This window comes from Burkholderia sp. PAMC 26561 (assembly GCF_001557535.2).
In the GTDB taxonomy this organism is placed as follows: domain Bacteria; phylum Pseudomonadota; class Gammaproteobacteria; order Burkholderiales; family Burkholderiaceae; genus Caballeronia.
In genome coordinates this window covers 1,792,831-1,818,485 of the sequence record NZ_CP014306.1, presented here as the reverse complement: position 1 = coordinate 1,818,485, position 25,655 = coordinate 1,792,831, and the positions used below count along the sequence as shown (strand labels likewise).

The window sequence follows — 25,655 nt, the reverse complement described above, 5'->3', positions numbered from 1 at the left end:
GCCGTCCCGACAGCCCGCCGAACGCTTCCACCCGCTTCAAGTAAAATGCGCTCCCATGAACCTAGCCCTATTTGATCTCGATCACACCCTCATCCCGACGGACAGCGACCACGAATGGGGTCGCTTCATGGCGAGGCTCGGTATTGTCGATGCCGAAAAGTTCGCGAAGCAAAACGACGCGTTCTACGCGCAGTACAAGGACGGCACGCTCGATATCCACGCCTACCTGAACGCCCAGCTTTCCCCGCTGGCGCGGCATCCGCGCACGCAACTGGACAACTGGCACGCGCAGTTCATGCGCGAGGTCATCACGCCGGCCATCCAGCCCGCCGCGCTCGAACTGGTGCGCAAACACCAGGAAGCGGGCGATCTCTGCTGTCTCGTGACCGCCACGAACGCGTTCATCACGGCGCCGATCGGCCAGGCATTCGGCATTGACGCGCTGATCGCCTGCGAGGTCGAAACGGTCGACAATATCCCGAACGGCGAGCTCACCGGCCGCCCCACGGGCACGCCGAGCTTTCGCGAAGGCAAGATCGTGCGTACCGAAATGTGGCTCGCTTCCATGGGAAAAAGCCTGGGCGACTTTGAACACAGCTACTTCTACAGCGACTCGCACAACGACATTCCTCTGCTAGAGAAAGTCACCGACCCGATCGCGACCAATCCCGACGACACCCTGCGCGCTCATGCGCAGTCCCGCGGCTGGCGCATCCTGGAAATCTTCTCCCCACGTGATTAAAAAACTCATCCGCAAGCTGTTCGGCCAGGAAAGCGCCAAAGAGGACGCTCCGGCGACCGCCCCGCTCGTTGCCGCGTCCGGCGACGATGTAAAACCTGCCCGCAAGACCACGCGCAAGAAGGCGGCGCCGGCCGAAGCCAGGCGCGATCCGAACGTGCCGGTGATCCTGTCGGCGGACGTGCATGGCATCGACCCGTCGCTGATCTCGAAGAACGCGATCCGTGTGACCGAAGGGCTGCAACAAGCCGGGCATCGGGCGTTCATCGTGGGGGGCGCCGTGCGCGACCTGCTGCTGAACGTGGCGCCGAAGGACTTCGACGTTGCAACAGACGCCACGCCCGACCAGGTGCAAAAACTGTTTCGCCGGGCGCGCATCATCGGTCGGCGGTTTCAGATCGTGCACGTGCAGTTCGGACAGGACATCATCGAGACATCGACGTTCCGTGCTCTCGTCGATACCCCCGCCGACGCGCCGCCGTCGCCACCTCCGCCACGTTTGAGACGCGGCGAGATGGACACGCGCACGCATGCAGTCGATGCCAGCGGCCGCGTGCTGCGCGACAACGTCTGGGGCGAGCAGCACGAAGACGCCACGCGCCGCGACTTCACGATCAACGCCATGTATTACGATCCGGCGACGCAAACCGTGCTGGATTACCACGACGGCATGGCCGACATCCGCGCGCGCTTGCTGCGCATGATCGGAGACCCCGCGACGCGTTACAGGGAAGATCCGGTGCGCATGCTGCGCGTGGTGCGTTTTGCGGCGAAGCTCGGCTTCGAGATCGAGACCGCAACCCGCGCGCCGATTGCGGAACTGGCTGATTTGATCAGCAATGTCCCGGCTGCGCGTCTCTTCGACGAGATGCTCAAGCTGCTGCTCTCAGGCCACGCGCTCGCGTGCCTGACGCGTTTGCGCGCTGAAGGTTTGCATCACGGTGTATTGCCTCTGCTCGATGTGATTTTCGAATCCACGCACGGCGAGAAATTCATCACGCTGGCGCTGACCAACACTGACGAGCGCGTGCGTGCGGGCAAAGGGGTATCGCCGGGGTTCCTCTTCGCCACGCTGCTCTGGAACGACATGCAGTCGCGCTGGCAGCAATACACGCTCGCCGGTGAATTCCCCGTGCCGGCGCTGCATCGCGCGATGGACGACGTGCTCGACATGCAGACCGAAAAGCTTGCTATCCACAAGCGGTTTTCATCGGATATGCGGGAGATCTGGGGCCTGCAACATCGGCTTGAAAAACGCTCCGGCCGCAGCGCGATGAAGCTGCTGGAACACCAAAGGTTTCGGGCGGGTTATGATTTCCTCCTGCTCCGGTGTGAATCGGGCGAACTGGATGCATCGGTTGGCCAGTGGTGGACGGATTTCATCGAAGGGGACGCTGCTGCGCGAGAGTCACTTGTTTCGCAAGGCGGGAAGGACCGGGCACCCAAGAAACGACGGCGGCGCAGCAGTAACGCCAAAAGCCGCAGGCCGGGTGACGGAATGGAGGGCGGCGCGAGTAGCGGGGACGCATCGGCTCGTGAAGAACGTGATGTGCGCGAAGAGCGCGACGTGCGGCACGGCGACGATTGACGCGGCCCGTGCGCGTGCTTTGCGCCTGCTTTGTGCGTGCTAGACAGCGCATTCGCGTCGTGTTTCGCCGAACGACAGTCGTAGGATTCATGCCATGACGGTAGCTTATCTGGGCCTGGGCGCAAACCTTGGCGATGCGCGCCAGACCCTGAAAGACACAGTCGTGTGTCTTGCTCAGCAACACACGATCAGCGTGCTCGCGAAATCGAGCCTCTATCGCACCGCGCCAATCGACGCTGGTGGCGACGACTACTTCAATTGTGTCGTCAAGATCGATACGACCCTGCCCGCGCGACACTTGCTGCGGCTGTGCCATTCCATTGAAGAGCACTTCGGGCGCGAGCGGCCATACCGCAACGCGCCGCGCACGCTCGACCTCGACATCCTGCTGTTCGGCGACTCATGCATTGAAGAAGCCGATCTCGTGATCCCGCACCCGCGTCTCACCGAACGCGCGTTCGCACTCGTGCCGCTGATCGAACTCGATAGCGAAGTGATCATCGCCCAGCGCGGCCGCGCCGATGCGTTCCTGGCATCGGTCGAAGACCAACGCATCGAAAAAGTGGCGACGCATCTGTGCCCGCTTTTCGCCTCCCGCTGCACATCCCGTCGCGAAGCCTGAACGCTCTCTCGCGCATAGCCTCACAACCACGAAAACGCCATGAGCACGCCGCTTACCGTCACCGCGCCGCAATTGCGCCCGCCGCACAGATACATAGCGATAGAAGGGCCGATTGGCGTCGGCAAGACCACGCTCGCGCGGCTGCTCGCGGAGCGCTGGTCCATGCGTACGCTTTTCGAGCGCCAGCAGGAGAATCCGTTTCTCGAACGGTTTTATCGCGACAACTCGCGTTACGCGCTCGCCACGCAATTGCAGTTCGCGTTGCAACGCGCGCAACAGGCTCAGGAAATCGGCGCGGCGCTCGTGGGCGGCGCAGGACATGTCGGGCAATCCGCGCTCACGCCGCTGATCACGGATTTCATCACCGAGAAAACCGCGCTGTTCGCACGGCTGACGCTGCCCGACGACGAGTTCGAGCTGTTCCGCGAGGTATCGAGGCGCTTCAATGCGCCGGCGCCGGCGCCCGATCTCGTGGTGTATCTGCAGGCCAGTCCGGAGGTGCTGTTCGCGCGCATCCAGAAACGCGCCGTGCCCATGGAGTTGCAGATCCCCGATGCCTACCTGCGCGCCCTCTGCGACGCCTACAATGACTTCTTCTATCACTACGACGCCACACCGTTATTGACGGTGAACGCCGAGCATTTGAACCCGCTGGAATCGGAAGCCGATCTGGCGCTGCTGATCGAACGTATTGAAACCATGCGCGGGCGCAAGGAATTCTTTGTCAAGGGCACGTCACTCTAAGTCCGTCCGGGCGGCGCGCCAGCGTGCCGTCTCTTATCTAGTCGATGTGGAAATTGCCATGGCGTATTTGCAGGAAACCAGCCGCACCGCGATCACCGTTCCGAAGCTTCGGACCATGCGCGAAGCCGGCGAAAAGATCACGATGCTGACGTGTTACGACGCCAGCTTTTCCGCGCTGCTCGACCGCGCGGGTGTGGACGTGATGTTGATCGGCGATTCGCTTGGCAATGTGCTGCAGGGCCATGGCACGACGTTGCCCGTGGTGCTCGATGACATCGCGTATCACACCGCTGCCGTCGTACGAGGTAACAAGAATGCGCTCGTGGTGGCGGACATGCCGTTCGGCACGGTCGGCTCACGCGAAGAGACTTACGCGAACGCCGTGAAGCTGATGCGCGCCGGCGCGCAGATGGTGAAGATCGAAGGCGGGGAATGGTCGGCGGAGATCGTGCGATTCCTGGTTGATCGCTCCATTCCGGTGTGCGGGCACGTCGGCTTGACGCCGCAATCCGTGCACGCGTTCGGCGGCTTCAAGGTGCAGGGCAAGACCGATGCCGGCGCCGACCAGATGCGTCGCGACGCGTTGGCGTTTCAGGAAGCCGGCGCGCAATTGCTGGTGATCGAAGCAGTGCCTACGTTGCTCGCGCGAGAGGTCACGGAACAATTGGTTATCCCGACGATCGGCATTGGCGCGGGTATCGATTGTTCAGGCCAGGTGCTCGTGCTGCACGACATGCTGGGGATCTTTCCCGGAAAACGGCCGCGTTTCGTGAAGGATTTCATGCAGGGCCAGCCGAGTATTTTTGCGGCTGTCGAAGCGTATGTTCAGGCCGTGAAGGAGAAGAGTTTCCCCGGGCCGGAGCATACGTTTTAGAAGCTATTAGCTCTTGCGTTTCAGACGCGCGGCCACTGCGCCGCGCAACGCGTTGCAGATCATCAGCGCTTCGGCGCGGTTCAAATCTTCGAGCGTCAGCGCGCGTTGTTCTGCTTCCAGCTCTTCCAGCAAAACGCCGCGCATCACGCCCGGCAGCAATCCCGCGCCGAGCGGCGGCGTTTTCCATCGGCCATCGCGCTTCAAGAATACGTTCGACCGCCCGCCTTCCGTCAGCTCGCCGCGCTCGTTGAAGAACAGCATATCGAACGCGCCATGCGTTTCGGCCTCGCGCCATGCACGGTCGTAATCCTCACGCGATGTCGTCTTGTGTTCGAGCAACGGATCATTGGAAGAGCGCGGCGCGAAGCCATATTCCGATGCCAGCAACACGCTCACCGTTTGCTCCGCCAACGGCGCAAGGAGCGCGCTCATTACGCTGATCTCGCCGCTTTTCGCCAATGCAATCCTGAGTCTGTACGAGGCGTCCTGTTCAAACCCGGCGCAGGTTTCATCGACAAGACTTTGCAGCGCAGTCCGGTCAAGCGGAAACCCGCACCACCTGGCGCTCGATGCCAACCGCGCCAGATGCCGGCCCCAATGGCGAATCCCGTCCTTCGTTGCGAATGTGGTCTCGAAGAGCTGGAAACCCGGATCGGAGCCAGTCAGGAATTGCGCTTTCAATTGGCACTCCTCGAATTCATCCGCGGCGACGCTGTCCAGCACAATACCCGCGCCGATACCCATCCTGCCCCGGCCATGCTCGATTTCAATCGTGCGGATCGGCACGGACAAACAGAAGTCATCACGCGCGTCCAGCCAGCCTATAGCGCCGGTATAAATACCGCGCGGCGTGCTTTCGAGCGCGTCGATCAATTGCATGGTCTTGTGTTTCGGCGCGCCCGTGATCGATCCGCACGGCAACAGCGCGCGCAGGATATCGGCGAACGAGGTGCGTGGCCGCGAACGCGCCTCCACGGTCGATGTCATTTGCCACACCGACTTGTACGCCTCGACCGTGAACAATTGCGGCACCCGGACGCTTCCGGTCACGGCCACGCGCGCCATGTCGTTGCGCAACATATCCACGATCATCACGTTCTCAGCGCGATTTTTCGGATCGTCTCGCAGCCATTCCGGGTCGGCGCTGCGCGGCGCGGTGCCTTTCATTGGCCGGGCGCGAAGTAAATCACCCTCACGTTCGATGAACAACTCCGGCGAGCACGACAACACGTCACGCCCGTCGGGCATCGCGATCAACGCGCCATAGCGTACCGGTTGCCGCTCCCTCAGCCTTCGGTACAACCCAATGGCCGAGCCGAACACATCGAACGCGAGACGGAATGTGTAATTGATCTGATACGAGTCGCCCGCCTGCAGCGCCTCCTGCACACCTGCGATGGCATGTTCGAACGCATCGGGCGTCACGCTCGATTCGATGTTCGCCACTCCCGCCACCGACGGCTGGTCAGCCAAACCGTTGTCGTTTTCAGCGAGCCACTGATCGGCCTCTTCCCGCGACAAAAACCTGCATTCGCGAAACAACAAAAAGCGCAGCGCGGCATTGCCGGGCTGCGCCAACTGCAGATTGCGGCCGAATTCGTAGTCCGCCAGCACGACCACGTGCAAACCGTCGTGCAGGTCTCGCCTGACGCTCGCGCACACGTCGTCCAGCTCTGCCGCTTCGTGACACGACCGTTCGCGCACGAAGCCGGCGTAAAGGCGACTCGACCGCCTTCCGGCGGTCGAGTCGCAATCGTCGAGCAGCGCGAAAACCTCGCCGCGTTGCTGCATGATCAGTGCCTCAATCGAAGAAACTCTTCACCCGATCGAACCAGCTCTTGCTTTGCGGACTATGACGCGAGCCGCCTTCCGTCAGCGAACGCTCGAACTGCTTGAGCAGGTCGCGTTGCTGATCGGTGAGCTTGACCGGCGTTTCGACCTGGACGTGCACATACAAGTCGCCGGCGATACTCGAACGCAATCCCTTGATGCCCTTGCTGCGCAGACGGAACGTCTTGCCCGACTGCGTACCTTCCGGCACCGTAAAGCTCGCGCGCCCGGCCAGCGTCGGCACTTCGATCTCGCCGCCAAGCGCCGCCGTGGTGAACGGAATCGGCATCTGGCAATGGAGGTCGTCGCCATCGCGCTCGAACACCGAATGCTGCTTGATGTGAATCTCGACGTACAAGTCGCCGCTCGGACCGCCGTTGATGCCCGGCTCGCCGTTACCCGACGAACGAATCCGCATGCCGTCGTCGATACCCGCCGGAATCTTAACCTCCAGCGTCTTCGTTTCCTTCACCTTGCCCGCGCCGTGGCAATGACCGCACGGTTCAGGAATGAAGGTGCCGGTGCCGTGACACTTCGGGCACGTTTGCTGGATGCTGAAGAAACCCTGCGACATTCGCACGGTGCCTTGTCCGTGACACGTCGGACATGTTTCCGGTTTGGTGCCGGCCTTGGCGCCCGAGCCTTTGCAGATCTCGCAATTCACCCAGCTCGGTACGCGAATTTGCGTATCGTAGCCGTGCGCTGCCTGCTCCAGCGAAATTTCCATGCTGTAGCGCAAATCTGCACCACGATAAACCTGTGGACCTGCGCGCCCGCGTCCGGCGCCTGCACCCGCGCCGCCCCCGGCCGCCTGCCCGAAGATGTCGCCGAATATATCGCCGAAGGCATCGGCGAACCCGCCGAAACCTTGCTGGCCAGCACCGGCCATGTTTGGATCGACGCCGGCATGTCCGTACTGGTCGTAAGCCGCGCGCTTTTGCGGATCCGAGAGCATTTCGTAGGCCTCCTTGGCCTCCTTGAAACGCTCTTCCGCATCCTTGCTATCCGGATTGCGGTCGGGGTGATGCTTCATCGCAAGCTTGCGATACGCCTTCTTGATTTCGTCGTCGCTCGCGTTCTTCGCGACGCCCATAACCTCGTAGTAATCCCGTTTCGCCATATCGGTTCAGCGCCACCGCGCCCGATCTTTTCGATCAGGCCGACAGCTCCCTCTTGGATGCCTGGAGTCTTGCGACTCATGTGATTTGTCGACGCTTCGCCTTTGTACGATTCGCCCGGTCAGCCTGTGACCGGCGACAATAATTCGCACAAAGCGCCGCGCCCTCTAAAAAACAACGTGCCCGGGGAGCCAATTGGCTCGCCAGGCGCGTTCTTCGTACTTGCGCTCAACTTCTCGCAAGACATCTTCCATCGCGGTCCCGCACGAAGTCGCACAAGACCGGTTCAACCTTCGCCGATGACACGCTTTCGCGATTCAATCGACTTAGTCCTTCTTCACTTCCTTGAAGTCGGCATCGACAACGTCGTCGTGCTGCTCCGGCGCCGCCTGCGCGCCTGCACCGCCCGCTGCACCAGCCGCCGCGCCCGCAGCACCTTGGGCTGCAGCCATGTCGGCGTACATCTTTTCGCCGAGTTTCTGCGACGCCGTGGACAGCGTTTCAATCTTCGCGTCAATGCTGGCCTTGTCGCTCGCCGTGCTCTTGAGCGCTTCTTCAAGATCCTTCAACGCAGCTTCGATCTGTTCCTTCTCGGCCGCTTCAATCTTGTCGCCGTACTCAGCCACGGCCTTCTTCGTGCTGTGCACCAGCGCGTCGCCCTGATTGCGCGAGTCGGCCAGTTCACGCAGACGATGATCTTCGTCAGCGTTCGCTTCAGCATCCTTCACCATCTTGTCGATCTCGGCGTCAGACAGACCCGAGTTCGCCTTGATGACGATCTTGTTTTCCTTGCCGGTCGCCTTGTCCTTCGCGCCGACGTGGAGAATGCCGTTCGCGTCGATGTCGAAGCTCACTTCGATCTGCGGCGTGCCGCGTGCTGCCGGCGGAATGCCTTCGAGGTTGAACTCGCCCAGCAGCTTGTTGCCTGCCGCCATTTCGCGCTCACCCTGGAACACCTTGATGGTCACGGCGCTCTGGTTGTCGTCGGCGGTCGAATAGACTTGCGCGTGCTTCGTCGGGATGGTCGTGTTCTTGTTGATCATCTTCGTCATCACGCCGCCAAGGGTTTCAATACCCAGCGACAACGGCGTCACGTCCAGCAGCAACACGTCCTTGCGATCGCCCGACAGAACCTGGCCCTGGATCGCGGCGCCAACAGCCACGGCTTCGTCCGGGTTCACGTCACGACGCGGTTCCTTGCCGAAGAATTCCTTGACCTTGTCCTGCACCTTCGGCATACGCGTCATACCGCCGACCAGGATGATGTCGTCGATATCGCCGACCTTCACGCCTGCGTCCTTGATAGCGACACGGCACGGTTCCATGGTGCGCTCGATCAGTTCCTCGACCAGCGACTCCAGCTTCGCACGCGTAATTTTCAGGTTCAAGTGCTTCGGACCCGACGCGTCAGCCGTGATGTACGGCAAGTTGATTTCAGTCTGAGCCGCCGACGACAACTCGATCTTCGCTTTTTCCGCCGCTTCCTTCAGGCGTTGCAACGCGAGCACGTCCTTCGACAGATCGACGCCTTGTTCCTTCTTGAACTCGCCAATGATGTATTCGATGACGCGCTGGTCGAAATCTTCACCACCCAGGAACGTGTCACCGTTCGTGGACAGCACTTCGAACTGCTTTTCACCGTCGACATCTGCGATTTCGATGATCGACACGTCGAACGTGCCGCCGCCCAGGTCATAGACGGCAATCTTGCGGTCGCCCTTTTCGTTCTTGTCCAAGCCGAACGCGAGCGCGGCTGCAGTCGGTTCGTTGATGATGCGCTTCACGTCCAGACCAGCAATACGGCCTGCGTCTTTCGTAGCCTGACGCTGGCTGTCGTTGAAGTACGCCGGAACCGTGATCACGGCTTCCGTCACTTCTTCGCCGAGATAGTCTTCAGCGGTCTTCTTCATCTTGCGCAGCACTTCAGCCGAGATTTGCGGCGGTGCCAGCTTTTGATCGCGGGCTTCGACCCAGGCGTCGCCGTTATCGGCGCGCACGATCTTGTAGGGCATCAACGCGATGTCCTTTTGCACTTCCTTTTCGTCGAACCGACGGCCGATCAGTCGCTTGACTGCGTACAACGTGTTTTTCGGATTTGTCACCGACTGACGCTTTGCCGGCGCACCAACGAGGATTTCGTTGTCGTCGACATAAGCAATGATCGACGGCGTGGTACGCGTACCTTCCGCGTTTTCGATCACTTTGACGGTGTTGCCTTCCATGATCGCCACGCACGAGTTCGTCGTGCCCAGATCGATACCAATGATTCTGCCCATTTTTATCACTCTCCTGACTTTGATCGCAGCGCATCCGGTTTTGCGTTTTCAACGTGTTTATCGTTCAAAAACGCTTCTCGATGCCCAAAATTTAACCCTGTACGCCAAATAAGAGCGTTCGCATCGTTTTCAAGACCAAAAACCGACGCAACCTCATTTTTTTTATCCTGACTGCAACTTTTTCGGGGAATCGGCTCACGCCTTCGCGCCGAGCATCCGGATCTTCTCGCGAGCAGCTTCCACAGCGGCCTTGAACTGCCCAAGTCCATGCCATCCGGTCGCGCGCCCAAGGCGCTTGCCGCGGTAAAAGAAAAACCACGTCGGCACGCCATGCAGCATGAAACGCCGGCCAAGGTCCCGGTGCTCGTAGACATTGCTGTGAAACCATTTCAAACCGAGCGCCCGGATCTCATCCGGCTTGGCGAGCATCGCTTTCTTGGCAATCTCGCAGTTGAAGCACTCGAAACCCCAGAAAAACACCACAGCCAACTCGTCTCCCGCCGATACCAAGCCGGAATCGAACGTCTCGGCGCTCAATTCCTGCATCTCGAAAACGGAAAACGCAGTCGCATCGACGGAGATGTTGGCCATGACAAAGGTGATTTCAGCCTGACGATGTCTATTTCGGCGCGGCGACGGTCACGAGCGCCGGTCGCAAGACGCGGTCCGCGATCACGTAGCCTTTTTGCAGCACCGTGACGACCGTGTTCGCTTCCTGGTCGGCCGGAACCATCGAAATCGCCTGATGACGGTGCGGGTCGAATTTTTCGCCTACCGGATTGATTTCGACCACGCGCCCTTTTTCAAGCGCACCGGTCAACTGGCGCAGCGTCAACTCGACGCCTTCGCGAACTTTCGCAAGATCGGTCGATGAGTGCGCAAGCGCAGCTTCCAGGCTATCGAGCACGGGAAGCAGGTTTTCCGCAAAGTTTTCGATCGCGAATTTATGCGCCTTCTGGACGTCTTCCTGCGCCCGGCGCCGCACGTTTTCGGTTTCGGCTTTCGCGCGCAGAAACTCTTCCTGCAACGCTGCAGCCTTGGCCTGCGCTTCGGCGAGCAGAGCTTCGGTTTCGTTCACGTCGCCCGCTTCCGTCGCAAAAGCTGCGTCTGCCGGGTTCGGCTGCTGGGTATGTTGAGCCGCCGTTTCGTCGCCGGGCGTGGAATTCTGGCTCGCGGAGTTGTCTTGCGTGTTTTCCATGTCGCTTGAGATTTTTGCTAAGGATGAAAACGGATGAAATCGAAAGCACCGTTGCGGTTTCGATCCATCGGAAAGCTGCCGATGATACCTGCCGCGCCAACGTTGCTAAAACACCACGGTTGTATCGGCAGGTAGCACGAATGAATCGAGGCACGTCGATGCTTGCCCTGAAAACGTACTTGAGGCTGGCGTGAGCGTTTTCAAGGGGTTGCACGCGGTTTTCGGCGTCGTTTCTACAGTCCGGAAACGGCCCGTTACAACCATTTTCAGCCGGTGATCAGATTGAGATTGAGCCGGACGATCACGTCACCTACACTTCGATCATGTCTTCGGAAGCACTAGTTAACCCTAATCTTACGAAAGCCAGATTCCAAGTTGTTTATTCGCTGAAGTGAGCTGTTGAGCCAATGTCAGCGTCCGTATTTCGAGCCGTTTGCGTTGCCACGAGGAGTGCCATGAAACTGACCTTAGCTATTGCGGTGGTCGCATTGGTACTCGTTGGCGGCACAACGACTATCTGCATGTCGGGCGCGGTGAACGATCACAACGTGGAGTATGGCGGCGTGTCCGCCACCATGGAAAGCCTGTTTAGTCAGCACCTGAAAGTTTGTCGATAATTCGCCGGTCCCGTTTGGTCGGCCGGCCTTGCAGCGCGGCCGCCGGTTCCCGGTACGTCTTTCTGCGCTCGCTCTCCGCCACGCGCTTCTCCCGGCCTGAATCTGTTTCCTTATAAAGCGTCTGCGCAACCGTTGCCGGACCGCGTACTTCACAGATCCCCACCACGTCCACTTGCCAGAGCACGTGCTCGATTTCGATCTCCACCAGATCGCCGACCCGCACGTCCTTCGATGGCTTCACGTTCGCGCCGCCAATCCGCACGCGACCCTTCTCTACGGCATCGCTTGCGAGCGAACGCGTTTTGAAAAAACGCGCCGCCCACAGCCATTTGTCGATACGAAGGCGTGCGCTGGAATCGGTTGAGATGGCGTAGTTCATGGCTCGAACCTTATGCAGCGGCGCTCAAGGCTTGTGGCGTCTGAACCGGCCAGCCTTGCAGATGCTGCGCGACGATTTCCCCGAGCGCCTTGATCCACGCCGGCGATGCATTCAAGCAGGGGATCCGGTGAAACTCCTTGCCGCCGGCCTTCAGGAAGTCATCGCGCACTTCAATGCCGATTTCTTCGATCGTTTCCAGGCAATCCGACGTGAAGCCCGGGCAGAACACGTCAACGCGCTTCGCACCGGCGGCGCCCAGTTCGGCGAGCGTAGGAGCCGTGTACGGTTGCAACCATTCAGCGGGACCAAACCGCGACTGGAATGTCACGCGGCATTCGACCGGCGAAAGCCCGAGTGCCGCCATCAACAATGAACCCGTCTGTTGACACTGGTCGTGATACGGATCGCCGAGGTCCATCGTCCGTTTGGGAACGCCATGAAAGCTGAGCACCAGTCTGTCGCCCGAAGCGAAGTCCGGCTGCCCGTGCTGGCGCCAGTATTCGCGAACCTGCTCGACCAACGCGCCGATATACGCCGGATGGTCTGCGTAATGGCGAATCGTGCGCAATTCCGGCTGATTACGTACGCGCCGCAACGCATTGAACGCATCGTCAAAGGCGGTTGCCGTGGTCGATGACGAATACTGCGGGTACATGGGCACGAGCAACACGCGCTCAGCGCCTTCCAGCTTGAGCTGGTTCAGCATCGCAGGAATGCCTGGCGAACCGTAGCGCATCGCGTAATCGACGATTACATGGTAGTCGTTCACGGCAAAGAGTCGCCGTAGCCCCTCGACCTGCTTTTCCGTATAGACGCGCAGCGGCGAGCCTTCCGGCAACCAGACCTGAGCGTATTTCTTCGCCGACGCACGGCCGCGAAACGGCAGGATTGCCAGGCGCAGGATGACCTGCCACGCAATTGCGGGAATCTCCACCACGCGCGGGTCCGACAAGAACTGGGCGAGGTACTTGCGCACCGCTTTCGGCGTGGGCGCGTCCGGCGTGCCGAGGTTGATCAGCAGCACGGCAACGCGATGCGAAGCGGAAGGCTGCGAGGGCAACTCGAGGTCGTAGCGCATATAAGAGAAGCTCGGCAAGCCAGCGTGATTGAGTAAAACCCATTATAGCGGCGCGTTTCGGAACGCAACATCGGCCGATCGGCCTAGTGGCGCGGCGGCTTCGCACGGGGCAAGATGAGTTGTCGGACGGGGGATTGCGGGATTTTCCCCCTTCGGAACCGGCTTATTGTTGACTGAGCGAGAGGGACAAGAGCCGCGCGGTGATATCGACGATTGGAATGACGCGGTTGTACGCCATGCGTGTAGGTCCGATTACACCGAGCGTGCCGACGATCTTCCCGTTCACCTCGTATGGCGCGGTCACCACGCTCATTTCCTCGATCGGCACGAGATTCGACTCGCCGCCAATGAATATCTGCACGCCCTGGGCGTGGCTCGACACGTCGAGTAATTGAAGGAGACTCGTCTTTTGATCAAATACGTCGAAAAGCTTGCGCAGCCGCGCCATGTCGGAGGAGAGGTCCGCCACTTCCAGCAGATTGCGTTCGCCGGAAATCAGCAGGGTCTCGCCGGGATCGGTCTCGTCCACGCTCGCGGCCACCGCTGCCTGCATCAGCGTTGTCATGTCGCCGCGAAGCGCGTCGATTTCCTCGCGAAGTCGGCGGCGTACTTCGTCGAAGGACAAGCCAGCGAAATTCGCGTTGATGTAATTCGACGCCTCGGTGAGTTGCGACGGCGAATAGTCACGCTGGGTCGCCATGATGCGGTTCTGAACGTCACCTTCGGGTGTGACGATGATCAGCAGAATGCGTTTGTCCGACAGCCGCATGAACTCGATCTGCTTGAACATATGGCTGCGGCGCGGCGTGAGAATGACGCCCGCGAATTGAGAGAGGTTAGAAAGAACGCTCGCGGCAGCAGCCACGATCTTTGCCGGTTCGCCGCCTTGCAGCTTGATCTTGACCGCGGAGGTCATGGCTTCGTCGTCGGTGGTTTCGACGGTCAGCATGGTATCCACGAAGAGCCGATAGCCGCGTGGCGTGGGAATCCGGCCCGCCGACGTGTGGGGACTCACCACCAGCCCGAGGTCCTCCAGGTCCGACATCACGTTGCGGATGGTGGCGGGACTGAGCTCGAGGCCGGAGTAACGCGACAGCGTGCGAGAACCGACCGGCTGACCTTCTGCGATATATCGCTCGATCAGCGTTTTGAGGAGGGTCTGGGCACGTGGGTCTAGCATGGGGAAATTTTAGCTCAACGTGGTTGGAGCAGCGAACGCGGTGACTGGAGGAACAAGAGCAACCCGCCCTTTTTCATTCGTCCGTCATCAATTCATGTTGCACATCATTCTAACGAGAATTAACTGCCGCGCCGGACCTTACCGTAACGGGACAGCCCCGGTAACAAGCCGGATCGGGTCCAAAGGTAATCCCGACGCGGCCCGCGGTTCTTTTCGACACTCACCTATGGTGTAATGCCGCCATGGATATTGGCACCCAATTCAAGACCGTCGCGCTCGTAGGGCGCAACAATACGCCCGGCATCAGGGAGCCGTTGACGGCGCTCGCCGCCTGCATCGCGAAGCGCGGCTTCGACGTCGTGTTCGAAGCCGATACGGCGCAGGAAGTCGGCGTGACCGATTATCCGGCGTTGACCACGCCCGAGATCGGCGCGCGCGCGGACGTCGCGGTCGTGCTGGGCGGCGACGGCACCATGCTTGGCCTCGGGCGGCAACTGGCGCCGTACCGGACGCCTCTGATCGGCGTGAACCACGGTCGGCTCGGCTTCATCACGGACATTACGCTTGCCGAAATGCAGGAACTCGTTCCGCAAATGCTGGGAGGCAGTTTCGAGCGCGAAGAGCGGACCCTGCTCGAAGCGCGCATTGTCCGGGACGGCCAGCCGATCTACCACGCGCTGGCGTTCAACGACGTAGTGGTGAACAGAAGCGGCTTTTCGGGCATGGCGGAACTGCGTGTTTCCGTGGACGGGCGCTTCATGTACAACCAGCGCTCGGACGGACTGATCGTGGCGACGCCAACCGGTTCGACCGCCTACGCGCTGTCTTCCTCCGGACCCATTCTTCACCCGCAACTGGGGGGATTCGTGCTCGTACCCATTGCGCCGCATTCGCTGTCCAATCGGCCAATCGTGCTGCCGGACGACTCCCAGGTCGATATCCAGATCATCGGCGGGCGTGATGTGAACGTGAACTTCGACATGCAGTCATTCACTGCCGTCGAGCTGAACGACACAATCGAAGTGCGGCGATCGCGGCATACCGTGCCAGTGTTGCATCCGGTGGGTTATAGCCATTACGCCACGCTGCGCAAGAAGCTGCACTGGAACGAATATCCTTCGCACGAAGACGTTTCGAAACTCTAAACACCCATGCTCCGTCATTTATCGATTCGGGACTTCGTCATTGTTTCTGCGCTCGACCTCGAGTTCGAGCGCGGCTTCACCGTGTTTTCGGGTGAAACCGGCGCGGGGAAATCGATTCTTATCGATGCCCTTGCACTTACGCTTGGCGCCCGCGCCGACGCGAGCATCGTGCGTACGGGTGAGGCACGCGCCGATATCACCGCGGAGTTTTCAACGCACGCGCAGGTCGTGCAGTGGCTCGACGAACATGCGCTCGCAACCGGCGACGGCGACACGGTGATGCTCCGGCGCGTCGTGGATTCCGGCGGCCGCTCGCGAGCGTTCATCAACGGGACGCCGGCCACGCTCGTGCAGTTGCGCGAGCTGAGCGAAATGCTCGTCGACATTCACGGCCAGCACGCGCATCAATTGCTGATGCGTCCTGACGCGCAACGCGAACTCTTCGATACCCACGCCGGCCTGCTCGAAACCGCGCAGAAAGTGGCGCGGACACATCGGGTCTGGCGCGACGCTGCGCACGCGGTGGAACTCGCGCAAAACCGCGACCGCGAGTTGCAACTGGAGCGGGAGCGCCTGGCGTGGCAACTGAGCGAACTCGACAAGCTCTCGCCGCAGCCCGGCGAATGGGAAGATGTCAGCGGGGAGCATCACCGGTTATCGCATTCGGCCAGTTTGATCGATGGCGTGCAAGGCGCGCTGAACGCGCTGTCCGAATCCGACGAAGCCATGATCACGCAACTTGCCGTGATCGTGTCGAAGCTGCGTGGTCTCGCTGATATCGATCCCGCACTTGCCGATGTCCTGGCGTCGCTCGAACCCGCCGAGATCCAGTTGCAGGAGGCGTCGTATTCGCTGTCGCATTACGCGCAGCGGCTGGAACTCGATCCGAACCGTCTGGCGCAGGTCGAGCATCGGATGGATCAGTTGCATTCGGCCGCGCGCAAGTTCCGCATGCAGCCGGAGGCGTTGCCCGAGGAACATGCGGAGCGCCGCCGCCAGTTGGCCGCGCTCGACGCCGCCGCCGATCTCGACGCGTTGCGCGCCGCCGTGACGAAGGCGAAGGAAGCTTATCTGGCTGAAGCGACGGTGTTGTCGAAGGCGCGCGCAAAGGCCGCGAAGTCGCTCGGCAAGGCGGTTACGCAGGGGATGCAGGAATTATCGATGGCCGGCGGAAGCTTCGAGGTCGCGCTCGTGCCGCTCGCCGAAGGCGGCGCGTACGGGCTCGAGCAGATCGAGTTCCGCGTGGCCGGTCACGCCGGCGTGACGCTGCGGCCGCTGGCGAAGGTTGCATCGGGCGGGGAACTCGCGCGGATCAGTTTGGCATTGGCGGTGATTGCAAGCACGGCGAGCCCGACGCCCACGTTGATTTTCGACGAAGTGGACACGGGAATTGGCGGCGGCGTAGCGGAAGTCGTCGGGCGGTTGCTCCATCAACTTGGACGCGACCGGCAAGTGCTGTGCGTCACGCACTTGCCGCAAGTCGCGGCGCGCGGCGATCATCACTTCCAGGTGGCGAAAGCCGGCGATTCATCGGGCGGTACGGTCAGCACGGTTACGCCTCTGGATAAATCGAAGCGCGTGGAAGAAGTCGCACGCATGCTGGGCGGACTCGAGATCACGGCCACCACGCGCAAGCACGCGAAGGAAATGCTGGCGGCGTGAATCAGCGCGTAGCATTAAAACTCAACGATTTGCGCTCGTGGCAGACTAACCTAAGTTAGCTAAGGCCAAGGAGCTTATTGAGGATGAGGAAAACGAACTACTCTTCAGTGCGGCCAGCGTCTGGGAAGTGGCAATCAAGAACGGGCTGGGAAGACCCGACTTCAAAGTCGATCCGCATCTGTTTCGCCGGGCGCTGCTGGACAATGGCTACATCGAATTGGTGATCAGCAGCGCGCACACTGCGGCAGTCGCCAACTTGCCCGACCACCACAAAGATCTATTCGATCGGCTGCTGATTGCGCAAGCAACGGTCGAGGGCATCACCTTGCTGACCAATGACGAAACGGTAGCTGAGTACAAAGCGAGCCCGATTCGCCTGGTCAAGTAAACGCCGCTACTCGTACTACCCAAACACCCGCGCCCAAAGCCCGCTCACTGCCTCCCTCTCGGCTGCGACCACGTCTGGCTCGACCCGCGCCTTTTCCATGCCATCTAGCCGCAGCGTGTGCTGCAACTTCCTGTACCGCCGATAAGCCGCCGCCACCGTTTCCGCTTCTTCGTCACTCATCACGCCAAAGCGCGCGGCATGTCCCAGCAGGGAGATATTGCCGAGATTGCGCACGAACTCGCCGTCCTCGCGTGAGTGCAGCAGCACCCAGAACTGCACGATGAACTCGATATCCACCATCCCGCCGCGATCGTGCTTCAGGTCGAAGAGCTTGCTCTTGTTCGGATGGCCGGCGTACACGCGCTCGCGCATCGCGACGATCTCCTGAGCGAGGGCATTGGCGTCGCGCGGCATGGTCAGGACGTGGGCGCGAATCTCTTCGAAGCGCGCGCCAATTTCGGCATCGCCGGCGCAATAACGTGCGCGCGACAAAGCCTGATGTTCCCAGACCCACGCCGTATTCGCGGCATCGCCTTCACGAATCTGATAGCGCCGGAACGACTCCACGCTCGTCACCAGCAGACCGGATTCGCCGTTTGGACGCAGGCGCAGATCAACGTCGAACAAGGTGCCGGCGCCGGTCGCCGTGGTGAGCCACGTCACGAGGCGGCGAGCGAACATGGCGTAGATATCGCTGGCGGAATCGTCGGGGTCGTCGTGGAGGAAGATCAAATCCAGGTCCGACGCATAACCCAGCTCCTTGCCGCCGAGTTTCCCGTATGCGATCACAGAAAAGCGGGGCACCTCTCGATGCCGCTTCGGAAACTGCGCCCAGACCGTTTCGATGGTGACATCGAGCACGGCATCGGCCAGCGCCGACAGCAGGTCGCTCACGTGCTCGACCGTGATCTTGCCGCTCAGATCAATCAGCAGAATGCGGAACACTTCGGCCTGGTGCGCGTGGCGCAGCAGGTCCATTTGCTGTTCGGCGCCATCGGCGGCGGCCATTTGCGCGCGCAAGGTCGTGCGGAATTCCTGCCAGTCGAACGGGCTGGAAATGACTTCGTCGTCAAGCAATTCATCCAGGAGTTGCGGATGGCGGATCAAATATCCCGCGGCCCAGCGCGATGCACCCAGCACCGCCAGCACCCGCTCCAGCGCGGCCGGATATTCGGTCAGGAGCGCGAGATACGCGCCGCGCCGGCTGACCGCTTCGAGCAAATCGAACAACCGCGCGATCGTGTCGCCGCGCCGCTCGGGCGGTTGCGCTCGCTGCGCGGCTTCGAGCGCGCGTTGCGCAATGATGTCGAAGCGTTCGCGGCTGCGCTCGGGCAGGCCTTCGTATCGTGTCGATGTCCACACGCTGCGCAAGCGCGCGAGCACGGCGGGGGCATCGGTAAATCCAAGTTCCGTCACGCGTTCGCGCAGTTGTTCCTCAGCGCTGTCGTCGGCGAGCGCGCTGCTCCAGACCCACGAAGCCGCCGAATCCTCCGCCACGCCGCAACCGCCGTCGCCGTTCACCTTGTCGGCGAAAGTCTGGTCGAATTGATATTCGACGCGCGCCCGATGCGCTTCCAGCGCGTCCTTGAGCGCTTCGTAACTGGCGAAGCCCATTGTTTCGGCAAGCACCGCGCGGTCCTCCGGCGAGACCGGCATGGCGTGCGTCTGTGCATCGTTTCTATATTGCAAGCGGTGTTCGAGCTTACGCAGGAAGAGGTATGCCTCGGTGAGCTCGGCGCAGACGGCGGGCGCGATCAGTCCGTACGCCACGGCTTTCTCCAGCACGGACAAAGTCGGACGAATCCGCAGATCGGCAAGCTGGCCGCCCCGGATCAACTGGAAAACTTGCGCGCTGAATTCGATCTCCCGGATTCCGCCGCGGCCGAGCTTGATGTCGTCGGCCTTATCGGGGCGCATGGACGCACGGCGCTGTGCTTCCTGGCGAATCTGGACATGCAGCGACCGGATCGCGCTGATCACGCCGTAGTCCAGATACCGCCTGTATATGAATGGCGTGGACAGCGCCTCGAGTTGCCTGGCGAGCCGTTGCGCCGCTTCGCTTTCGCCCTCGGAAACCAGCCGCCCCTTGATCCATGCATAGCGCTCCCATTCGCGGCCCTGCACGTAAAAATACTCTTCGAGCATGCCGAGTCCGCAGGCCAGCGGACCGGCATCGCCGTTCGGACGCAGGCGCATATCGACACGAAACACATAGCCATCTTCCGTCACTTCAGCCAGCGCGCCGATCAGCTTGCGCCCAAGCCGCGTGAAATATTCTTGCGTCGATAAAGCCGCGCGTTCCCCGCCCGTCGTCTCGCCATCGTCCTCATAAACGAAGATCAGGTCGATATCCGATGACACGTTCAACTCGCGTCCGCCAAGTTTTCCCATGCCGACAACGCCCAACGTCAGGCGCTGTCCGTCCTGTCCGCGCGGCTCGCCGAAGGTGGTCTCCAGATCCGCCGACAAAACCGCCAACGCCCGCCGAATGGTCAGCTCCGCGAGGTCGGTCATGGCGCCGGTGACTTCCGCGACGTCGGCGAGACCAGCCAGATCGCGTTCCATCACCGTGCAGAAAACCTCTCCACGAAGCCTGCGCAACGCGGTCTTGAGCCGGGCTTCATCGAACCGGGCACCGCCTGCACACACGTCGCACAACGCGTCCAGACGCTCCTCGATCCACGCGCGCCGGACCGGCGCCTTCGACCATTGCGCGATGTGCGCCGGCAGTTCGGGACGCGCGGCGTAGAGGCGCGCCGCGTAGTTGGAGGCGCTGGAACTCAGCAAGGATGCTTCGGTCATGGAAAGTCGGGCTCGGTCATTGCTCTGCAAACATGTCCGGCTCGTTGCCGGGGCTTTTGTAACAAAGTGCGCAGAAGACGGGAAAGGTCCATCCGGCGCGGCTCAGCGGGCGCATCGTAGCGTCTCTCCGCAGTTTTTTGAACTGCGCGCTGTGTTACATTTCAACGTCAAATCTCGAAAACCTACCATATCGCCGATCCGCCGCCGCATGTCCGACCAAAAGGAATTTGCCGACCTGCCAGAAGCTGTACCAATGAAGCTTGGCGGTCGAGTCGAGCGCGTTTTGACGCGGGCGCTCAAAGTCCTTCTGGTGCTGGTCGCCGTGGTGTATTTCGCGGTCGCCGGTATCTATCTGGTCTTGCGTTACGCCGTGCTGCCTCAGATCGATGCGTTCAGGCCGCGCATCGAGCAGATGGTATCGGCGAAAATTCATGCGCAATTGCGCCTTGGACGGATCACCGCGAAATGGTCCGGCCTGCAGCCTTCCTTCGATATAGACAACCTGCGCATCGACGCCGCCGACGGTTCACCCGGCGTCGCTGTCCCGCACGCGAGCGCGACGGTCGCGTGGCGTTCGCTGCTCGGGCCCATCCCGGTGCTCTCGAACCTGACCGTCGATGGACCCGACGTCATCATTGCGCGTAACAAGGACGGCACGTTCAGCGTGGCCGGCGTGCCGATCCCGGCCAAACGCACCGGCAACAATACGTTCATGACCTGGCTGTTGAGCCAGCAAGCCATCGTGCTGCGCGACGGCACGTTGCGCTGGCATGACGCGCAGCGCGGCGCGCCGGAACTTGCGCTCAAGCGCATCAAGCTCGCGATACTCACCGATGGCAATCGCCACCGCCTCGCGCTTCAGGCGCCGCCGGATGGCGACGTGCTGCATGGTCCGCTCGATTTCCGCGCGGATTTCACCCATACGCGGTTCAGCACGGCGGGCCGTCCGGAGAACTGGACGGGAGACGCGTATTTATCGACGGGACCGGTCGATCTACCCACGCTCGCGCACTACGTGAAGATGCCGTTCGCGACCTACAGCGGCCGCTTCGATAACCGCATCTGGCTCGACTTTGCAGACGGCAAACTGAAGACGGCGGGCGGCGACCTGACGGGTTCGGACATCGCGCTGCGCGTGCGCCCGACGCAGCCGCGCCTCGACATGCCCATCGCGAAATTCAATTGGGATCTCGGCTTCCAGGACAACGAATACACGCTGCATCTCGCCAATCTGCAAGCCGAGCTCGGCCAGAAACCGATGCCCGACGGCACGCCCGTGTCCCGGTTGCTTGCCATGCACACGCTTACCGGCAGATACCGCGCGGCGTCCGTGAATCTCGGGCAGAAGTTCGGCGTGTCGGGCGATTTCGTGGATCTCGGCATTCTTGGCGAATTCATGCGCGCGCTGCCGTTGCCGTCGAAGGTGCAGAACGACCTGATCCGCTTCGATCCGCGCGGACAGATTGCCAACTACACGCTGGAAACCGAACGTCCCGCGCCGACCACACCTGCTCAGGCGCAGGCGCAACGCGAAAAAGGCACAGAGCCGCCTACGCGTTACACCGTCAAGGGGGACCTTCGCGGCGTGAGCGTGCTGGCGCAGGAACCGCCGCCGGGCCTGACGGTGAACAACCATCCGCGCGCCGGGATTCCAGGCGTGGAAAACCTGTGGGGCAGGATCGACGCAGACCAGGACCACGGCAGCGCGGTCATCGATACAAAAAATACCGCGATCACGCTTCCCGGCGTCTTCGACAACCCGCGCCTCGTCATGGATCAGATCGATGGCCGCGTGACCTGGACCGTCGCCAACGCCCCCGGCAAGCCGCACAAGGCGATCACGGCGCATATCGACAATCTGCACGTGAAGAACGCCGACGCCGAAGCCCGCGCCACGGCCGATTACAAGAACGAAGGCGAAGGGCGCGGTTCGCTCGACCTGAAGGCGACGGCCGAGTATCTGAAGGTGACGAGCCTCACCCACTTCTTGCCGACGAGCATCAGCGAGAAGCTGCGCATGTATCTCGGACACGCGTTGCAGGCGGGCGTCTCGCGTAATGGCACCATCGAGATTCATGGCGACCTGACGAAATTTCCCTATTCCCGTTTTCCCGATGCCGGCAAGTTCCGCATCGTCGCGCCGTTCACCGGCGGCAAGTTCGAGCCCACGCCCTACCCGCCCAAGACCATGGCAAACGGCACGCCGAATCAATGGCCGGCCTTTGATGGTATCGACGGGACGTTTCATCTGGCCGAAAACAAACTCGGCTTCGATATCACGCGCGGTCATTACCTGGGCATAGGCGTGCGCAAGACCACGGGGCGCATTGAAGACCTGGGAAATCGTGAATCGAAACTGATCATCGATGCCGACGCGCACGGTCCGATCACCGACATGCTGCGCTATGTAGAAGACAGTTCGCTCGGCTCGCTCTCGCAACATGTCGCGACCAAGATCCACGCGACCGGCAATGCCGCGCTCGCGCTGCAATTGCAGATTCCGCGCGTCGCGCCGCCGCCCGGTCAGCGACAACGCGTGGGTTACAAGGGCTCGCTCACGTTCGCCGGCAACGATCTCGAATACGAGGCGTTTCCGCCCCTGTCGAATCTGAGAGGCCGCGCGAGCTTCGGAGAAAAAACCGCATCGCTTGATGGCATCACCGGCAAGTTCCTCGGCGGCGACGTGCGCGGCACGGGCGGCGTGAAACCCGACGGCAGTTATGCATTCGATGTCACTGGCCGTATCGGTGCGGACGCGGCCCAAAGCCTGAACCTGCGCAATCAGGCGCAGACGGTGGCGCTGCTCAAACACCTCAGCGGCACAGCGCCTTACGACCTGCGCGTGCGCGGCGTAAAAAACGCGTTGCCGCGCGTTGAAGCGAACTCCGATCTGACAGGCCTCGGCCTCGATTTCCCTGCGCCGTTCAACAAGGCCCAGGGCGCGCCGATGCCCTTCACGTTCACCTTCGCGCCCGTCGCCGGATCGCAGGTGGAACACGATGCAAAGCTCACGCTCGGGCCCGTCAATGCGCACTACCTGCTCAAGCGCGAAGGCAAGGCGGCGCCCGTTGTGGAGCGCGGTGCCATCGGCGTGAACAAGCCGGCGGATCTTCCGGCCGAAGGCGTGACAGCAGCGGTCGACCTGGATGAACTCGATGCCGATGCCTGGCGCAAGACCATCTCGGATCTCGGGCCAATGCCAGCCCCTGCCCCTGCCGCCGCGCCGCCTGTCCGGCTGGCGGACGGCAAGACTCCGTCTACCGTCGCGAAGCAGTTCGTTCCCGACCGCATTGCCCTGCACTTCACCACGCTCAAGCTGCTCGCCCGGCGCTGGGAAAACGTGGCCATCGGCGCCACGCGCGGCGATGGTGACGACGACCGCAAGTGGAAGGCGAACATCGCGTCGAATCAGGTGTCGGGATATGTCGAATGGCTGCCCGGCGCAACCAAGGAGAGTCCCGGCGCCCTGCAGGCGCGCTTCGCCAAGGTCGTGATCCCCGACAAGACAGAGAACGACATGGTCGGGCAAATGATCCGCCGGCCGCCGCCGAGCAACATGCCGTCCATCGACTTGATCGTGAACGAGCTCGTGGTGCGCGAACGCACGCTCGGGCGGCTGGAAGTCAACGCGCGCAACGGCGTGGAAGACGGTGTGCCGGTCTGGCATCTGGACAAGCTCGACCTGGAGAACCCGGACGCGCGGCTTTCGGCTACGGCCAACTGGCGCACGATTCCGGGCGCCGGAGCGCATCCGGAAACCGATTCCGACGATGACGGCCCGCGCCGCACGGCCGTCGATTTCAAGCTCGATATCCTCGATGCCGGCGCGCTCGTCGAGCGCATGGGTTTGCCGCAGACGGTGAAGAACGGCAAGGGCTCGGTCACGGGCCAGCTCGGCTGGGACGGCAGCCCCGCCGCGATCGACATGCCTACGCTCAACGGCAAGGTCACCGTCGATTTCGAGCACGGCCAGATCCTGAAAGTCAAAAACGCGGCGGCGGTCAAATGGCTCGGCGTATTCAGCCTGCAGAGCCTCGCGCACTTTCTTACGCTGAACTTCCAGGATGTCGTCGGCAAGGGCCTGCCGTTCGAGAAGATCACCGGCACCGCGACGGTTCAGGATGGCATCGGACGGACGGACGATTTCAAGATGGTCACCCCGCCGGCGCGCGTCGAACTGACGGGTCTCGTCGATCTGCCGAAGCAGACGCAGGACATGCATGCCAAGGTCATCCCGACGATCAGTGCGGGCGCGGTGGCCATTGGCGCGGCCGTGATCAATCCGCTGCTCGGCCTTGCCACGCTGGCTGGGGATCTGGTGTTGTCGAAGTCGATTGGCAAAGCCTTTACCCGCGACTATTCCATTACCGGCCCGTGGTCGAAACCCGTCATTCAGCGGGTCAAAGGCGATCAGGGTAAGATCGAAATTCCTGCTGCCGCAGAGGCGGATTGAGCGCGCTTGTCGCGCTAATGGCTTGCGTTGACGGCAAAATCGATCATTTATCGTGCCCTTTTTAAAAGGCTGACATGAGCGAAAGCATCCCCGAAAATTTCCGCGTCGCCGCGCTGCAAATGGTTAGCGTGCCGGATCGCGACCGAAATATCGCGGAAGCGGGACGGCTGATCGCCGAAGCCGCGCGTGACGGCGCGAAGCTTGTGCTGCTGCCGGAGTACTTCTGCTTCATGGGTTTCAAGGACACGGACAAGCTCGCGATCCGCGAAACCTTCGGCCAGGGCCCGATCCAGCAGTTCTTGTCCGATGCCGCGCGCGAGCATCGGGTCTGGATCATCGGTGGGACGTTGCCGCTGGAATCATCGGAGGCGTCGCGTGTGCTCAATACCACGCTCGTTTTCGATCCCACCGGCAAGCAGGTCGCCCGCTACGACAAGATCCACCTGTTCAACTTGGAGAAAGGCTCGGAATCCTTCGATGAAGCCCGCACCATCTGCCCGGGCAGCGAAGTGCGTACATTCGAAGCGCCGTTCGGACGGGTGGGTTTGTCGGTGTGCTATGACCTGCGTTTTCCCGAGCTCTATAGAAAGATGGGCGACTGCGCGTTGATGGTCGTGCCGTCCGCCTTCACGTATACAACCGGCGAGGCGCACTGGGAAACGCTGCTCAAGGCGCGTGCGGTGGAAAACCAGTGCTACGTGCTCGCCGCAGCGCAGGGCGGCAAACACGAGAACGGGCGCCGCACCTGGGGCCACAGCATGCTGATCGACCCGTGGGGCGAGATCGTGGCCATGGTGGAAGAAGGCCCGGGCGTGGCGGCGGGAAATATCGATAAAGCGCGCATCGCGTCTGTCCGGCAGAGCCTGCCGGCCTTTCGTCATCGCGTACTGGGCTAGCTTGGGAGCTAGCTTGTTTAGTTGGCTTGTTTTTTTCGGAGTACCCCTCCATTTGGTCAGGGTGTG

Annotated in this window: 20 protein-coding genes; 11 read left to right on the top strand and 9 right to left on the bottom strand. The window is 61.5% G+C overall.

Translation table 11 applies throughout. The annotated features are described in order from the left end of the window. Positions 1-55: 55 nt before the first annotated feature. The 5 genes from AXG89_RS08495 to panB all read left to right on the top strand — a co-directional run bounded on the left by AXG89_RS08495 (position 56) and on the right by panB (position 4,567). Positions 56-742 (top strand): HAD family hydrolase, encoded by a 687-nt coding sequence (locus AXG89_RS08495; RefSeq protein ID WP_062169205.1) that lies wholly within the window; start codon positions 56-58, stop codon positions 740-742. Beyond that, a complete protein-coding gene (gene pcnB, locus AXG89_RS08490) occupies positions 735-2,327 on the top strand; it encodes a polynucleotide adenylyltransferase PcnB (protein WP_062169203.1) in 1,593 nt (530 codons plus the stop codon). The genes AXG89_RS08495 and pcnB overlap by 8 nt, the downstream gene beginning before the upstream one ends. A gap of 94 nt (positions 2,328-2,421) precedes the next feature. After that, on the top strand, positions 2,422-2,949 hold the full coding sequence (gene folK / locus AXG89_RS08485; protein ID WP_062169201.1) for a 2-amino-4-hydroxy-6-hydroxymethyldihydropteridine diphosphokinase: 528 nt from the start codon (positions 2,422-2,424) through the stop codon (positions 2,947-2,949). Between the two features lie 39 nt (positions 2,950-2,988). After that, a complete protein-coding gene (locus AXG89_RS08480; protein ID WP_062169200.1) occupies positions 2,989-3,693 on the top strand; it encodes a deoxynucleoside kinase in 705 nt (234 codons plus the stop codon). A 58-nt stretch (positions 3,694-3,751) separates the two neighbouring features. Then, positions 3,752-4,567, top strand: coding sequence for a 3-methyl-2-oxobutanoate hydroxymethyltransferase (panB, locus tag AXG89_RS08475; RefSeq protein ID WP_062169198.1), 816 nt, complete (start codon positions 3,752-3,754; stop codon positions 4,565-4,567). Positions 4,568-4,573: 6 nt separating this feature from the next. Here the strand turns inward: panB and AXG89_RS08470 are convergent, their stop codons facing one another. The 5 genes from AXG89_RS08470 to grpE form a co-directional block, all read right to left on the bottom strand. After that, on the bottom strand, positions 4,574-6,358 hold the full coding sequence (locus tag AXG89_RS08470) for a chorismate-binding protein (RefSeq protein ID WP_062169196.1): 1,785 nt from the start codon (positions 6,356-6,358) through the stop codon (positions 4,574-4,576). A gap of 10 nt (positions 6,359-6,368) precedes the next feature. Next, positions 6,369-7,517: a molecular chaperone DnaJ gene (dnaJ, locus tag AXG89_RS08465; protein WP_061998491.1), complete on the bottom strand. Its 1,149-nt coding sequence runs from the start codon at positions 7,515-7,517 to the stop codon at positions 6,369-6,371. Between the two features lie 324 nt (positions 7,518-7,841). Then, positions 7,842-9,791 (bottom strand): molecular chaperone DnaK, encoded by a 1,950-nt coding sequence (dnaK, locus tag AXG89_RS08460; protein WP_062169194.1) that lies wholly within the window; start codon positions 9,789-9,791, stop codon positions 7,842-7,844. A gap of 195 nt (positions 9,792-9,986) precedes the next feature. After that, positions 9,987-10,382, bottom strand: coding sequence for a thioredoxin family protein (locus tag AXG89_RS08455; protein ID WP_062169192.1), 396 nt, complete (start codon positions 10,380-10,382; stop codon positions 9,987-9,989). A gap of 28 nt (positions 10,383-10,410) precedes the next feature. Beyond that, a complete protein-coding gene (grpE, locus tag AXG89_RS08450) occupies positions 10,411-10,989 on the bottom strand; it encodes a nucleotide exchange factor GrpE (protein ID WP_061998488.1) in 579 nt (192 codons plus the stop codon). A gap of 455 nt (positions 10,990-11,444) precedes the next feature. Here grpE and AXG89_RS42070 point away from each other — a divergent pair, with 455 nt between their 5' ends. Beyond that, a complete protein-coding gene (locus AXG89_RS42070; protein WP_162916028.1) occupies positions 11,445-11,606 on the top strand; it encodes a hypothetical protein in 162 nt (53 codons plus the stop codon). On the opposite strand, the gene AXG89_RS08445 is transcribed toward AXG89_RS42070, so the two are convergent. The 3 genes from AXG89_RS08445 to hrcA form a co-directional block, all read right to left on the bottom strand. Continuing rightward, entirely contained in the window at positions 11,578-11,985 is a 408-nt protein-coding gene (locus AXG89_RS08445) for an RNA-binding S4 domain-containing protein (RefSeq protein ID WP_062169191.1), read from the bottom strand. The two genes, AXG89_RS42070 and AXG89_RS08445, sit on opposite strands and share 29 nt — an antisense overlap. A 10-nt stretch (positions 11,986-11,995) precedes the next feature. After that, the gene (hemH, locus tag AXG89_RS08440; protein ID WP_061998486.1) at positions 11,996-13,063 is read right to left on the bottom strand and encodes a ferrochelatase; all 1,068 of its coding nucleotides are present in this window, start codon (positions 13,061-13,063) and stop codon (positions 11,996-11,998) included. A 163-nt stretch (positions 13,064-13,226) separates the two neighbouring features. After that, positions 13,227-14,243 (bottom strand): heat-inducible transcriptional repressor HrcA, encoded by a 1,017-nt coding sequence (hrcA, locus tag AXG89_RS08435; protein WP_056356176.1) that lies wholly within the window; start codon positions 14,241-14,243, stop codon positions 13,227-13,229. A 242-nt stretch (positions 14,244-14,485) separates the two neighbouring features. On the opposite strand from hrcA, the gene AXG89_RS08430 reads away from it, so the two are divergent. The 3 genes from AXG89_RS08430 (at position 14,486) to AXG89_RS08420 (ending at position 17,438) form a co-directional block, all read left to right on the top strand. After that, on the top strand, positions 14,486-15,388 hold the full coding sequence (locus tag AXG89_RS08430; RefSeq protein WP_062169188.1) for an NAD kinase: 903 nt from the start codon (positions 14,486-14,488) through the stop codon (positions 15,386-15,388). A 6-nt stretch (positions 15,389-15,394) separates the two neighbouring features. Continuing rightward, the gene (gene recN, locus AXG89_RS08425) at positions 15,395-17,050 is read left to right on the top strand and encodes a DNA repair protein RecN (protein ID WP_062169186.1); all 1,656 of its coding nucleotides are present in this window, start codon (positions 15,395-15,397) and stop codon (positions 17,048-17,050) included. A gap of 76 nt (positions 17,051-17,126) precedes the next feature. Further along, on the top strand, positions 17,127-17,438 hold the full coding sequence (locus AXG89_RS08420) for a type II toxin-antitoxin system VapC family toxin (RefSeq protein ID WP_082771372.1): 312 nt from the start codon (positions 17,127-17,129) through the stop codon (positions 17,436-17,438). A 15-nt stretch (positions 17,439-17,453) separates the two neighbouring features. On the opposite strand, the gene glnE is transcribed toward AXG89_RS08420, so the two are convergent. Further along, entirely contained in the window at positions 17,454-20,240 is a 2,787-nt protein-coding gene (gene glnE / locus AXG89_RS08415) for a bifunctional [glutamate--ammonia ligase]-adenylyl-L-tyrosine phosphorylase/[glutamate--ammonia-ligase] adenylyltransferase (RefSeq protein WP_062169184.1), read from the bottom strand. Between the two features lie 208 nt (positions 20,241-20,448). Here glnE and AXG89_RS08410 point away from each other — a divergent pair, with 208 nt between their 5' ends. Further along, positions 20,449-24,693 carry a YhdP family phospholipid transporter gene (locus AXG89_RS08410; protein WP_062169182.1) on the top strand — a complete coding sequence of 1,415 codons (4,245 nt, stop codon included), beginning with the start codon at positions 20,449-20,451 and terminating at the stop codon, positions 24,691-24,693. 74 nt (positions 24,694-24,767) lie between these two features. Continuing rightward, positions 24,768-25,589, top strand: coding sequence for a carbon-nitrogen hydrolase family protein (locus AXG89_RS08405; protein WP_062169180.1), 822 nt, complete (start codon positions 24,768-24,770; stop codon positions 25,587-25,589). Positions 25,590-25,655: the final 66 nt, after the last annotated feature.

Coding starts and splice junctions, on each gene's coding strand:
- AXG89_RS08495 (WP_062169205.1), top strand. CDS start 56: ATGAACCTAGCCCTATTTGATCTCGATCACACCCTCATCCCGACGGAC.
- folK (WP_062169201.1), top strand. CDS start 2,422: ATGACGGTAGCTTATCTGGGCCTGGGCGCAAACCTTGGCGATGCGCGC.
- AXG89_RS08480 (WP_062169200.1), top strand. CDS start 2,989: ATGAGCACGCCGCTTACCGTCACCGCGCCGCAATTGCGCCCGCCGCAC.
- panB (WP_062169198.1), top strand. CDS start 3,752: ATGGCGTATTTGCAGGAAACCAGCCGCACCGCGATCACCGTTCCGAAG.
- AXG89_RS08470 (WP_062169196.1), bottom strand. CDS start 6,358: ATGCAGCAACGCGGCGAGGTTTTCGCGCTGCTCGACGATTGCGACTCG.
- dnaJ (WP_061998491.1), bottom strand. CDS start 7,517: ATGGCGAAACGGGATTACTACGAGGTTATGGGCGTCGCGAAGAACGCG.
- dnaK (WP_062169194.1), bottom strand. CDS start 9,791: ATGGGCAGAATCATTGGTATCGATCTGGGCACGACGAACTCGTGCGTG.
- AXG89_RS08455 (WP_062169192.1), bottom strand. CDS start 10,382: ATGGCCAACATCTCCGTCGATGCGACTGCGTTTTCCGTTTTCGAGATG.
- grpE (WP_061998488.1), bottom strand. CDS start 10,989: ATGGAAAACACGCAAGACAACTCCGCGAGCCAGAATTCCACGCCCGGC.
- AXG89_RS42070 (WP_162916028.1), top strand. CDS start 11,445: ATGAAACTGACCTTAGCTATTGCGGTGGTCGCATTGGTACTCGTTGGC.
- AXG89_RS08445 (WP_062169191.1), bottom strand. CDS start 11,985: ATGAACTACGCCATCTCAACCGATTCCAGCGCACGCCTTCGTATCGAC.
- hemH (WP_061998486.1), bottom strand. CDS start 13,063: ATGCGCTACGACCTCGAGTTGCCCTCGCAGCCTTCCGCTTCGCATCGC.
- hrcA (WP_056356176.1), bottom strand. CDS start 14,243: ATGCTAGACCCACGTGCCCAGACCCTCCTCAAAACGCTGATCGAGCGA.
- AXG89_RS08430 (WP_062169188.1), top strand. CDS start 14,486: ATGGATATTGGCACCCAATTCAAGACCGTCGCGCTCGTAGGGCGCAAC.
- recN (WP_062169186.1), top strand. CDS start 15,395: ATGCTCCGTCATTTATCGATTCGGGACTTCGTCATTGTTTCTGCGCTC.
- glnE (WP_062169184.1), bottom strand. CDS start 20,240: ATGACCGAAGCATCCTTGCTGAGTTCCAGCGCCTCCAACTACGCGGCG.
- AXG89_RS08410 (WP_062169182.1), top strand. CDS start 20,449: ATGTCCGACCAAAAGGAATTTGCCGACCTGCCAGAAGCTGTACCAATG.
- AXG89_RS08405 (WP_062169180.1), top strand. CDS start 24,768: ATGAGCGAAAGCATCCCCGAAAATTTCCGCGTCGCCGCGCTGCAAATG.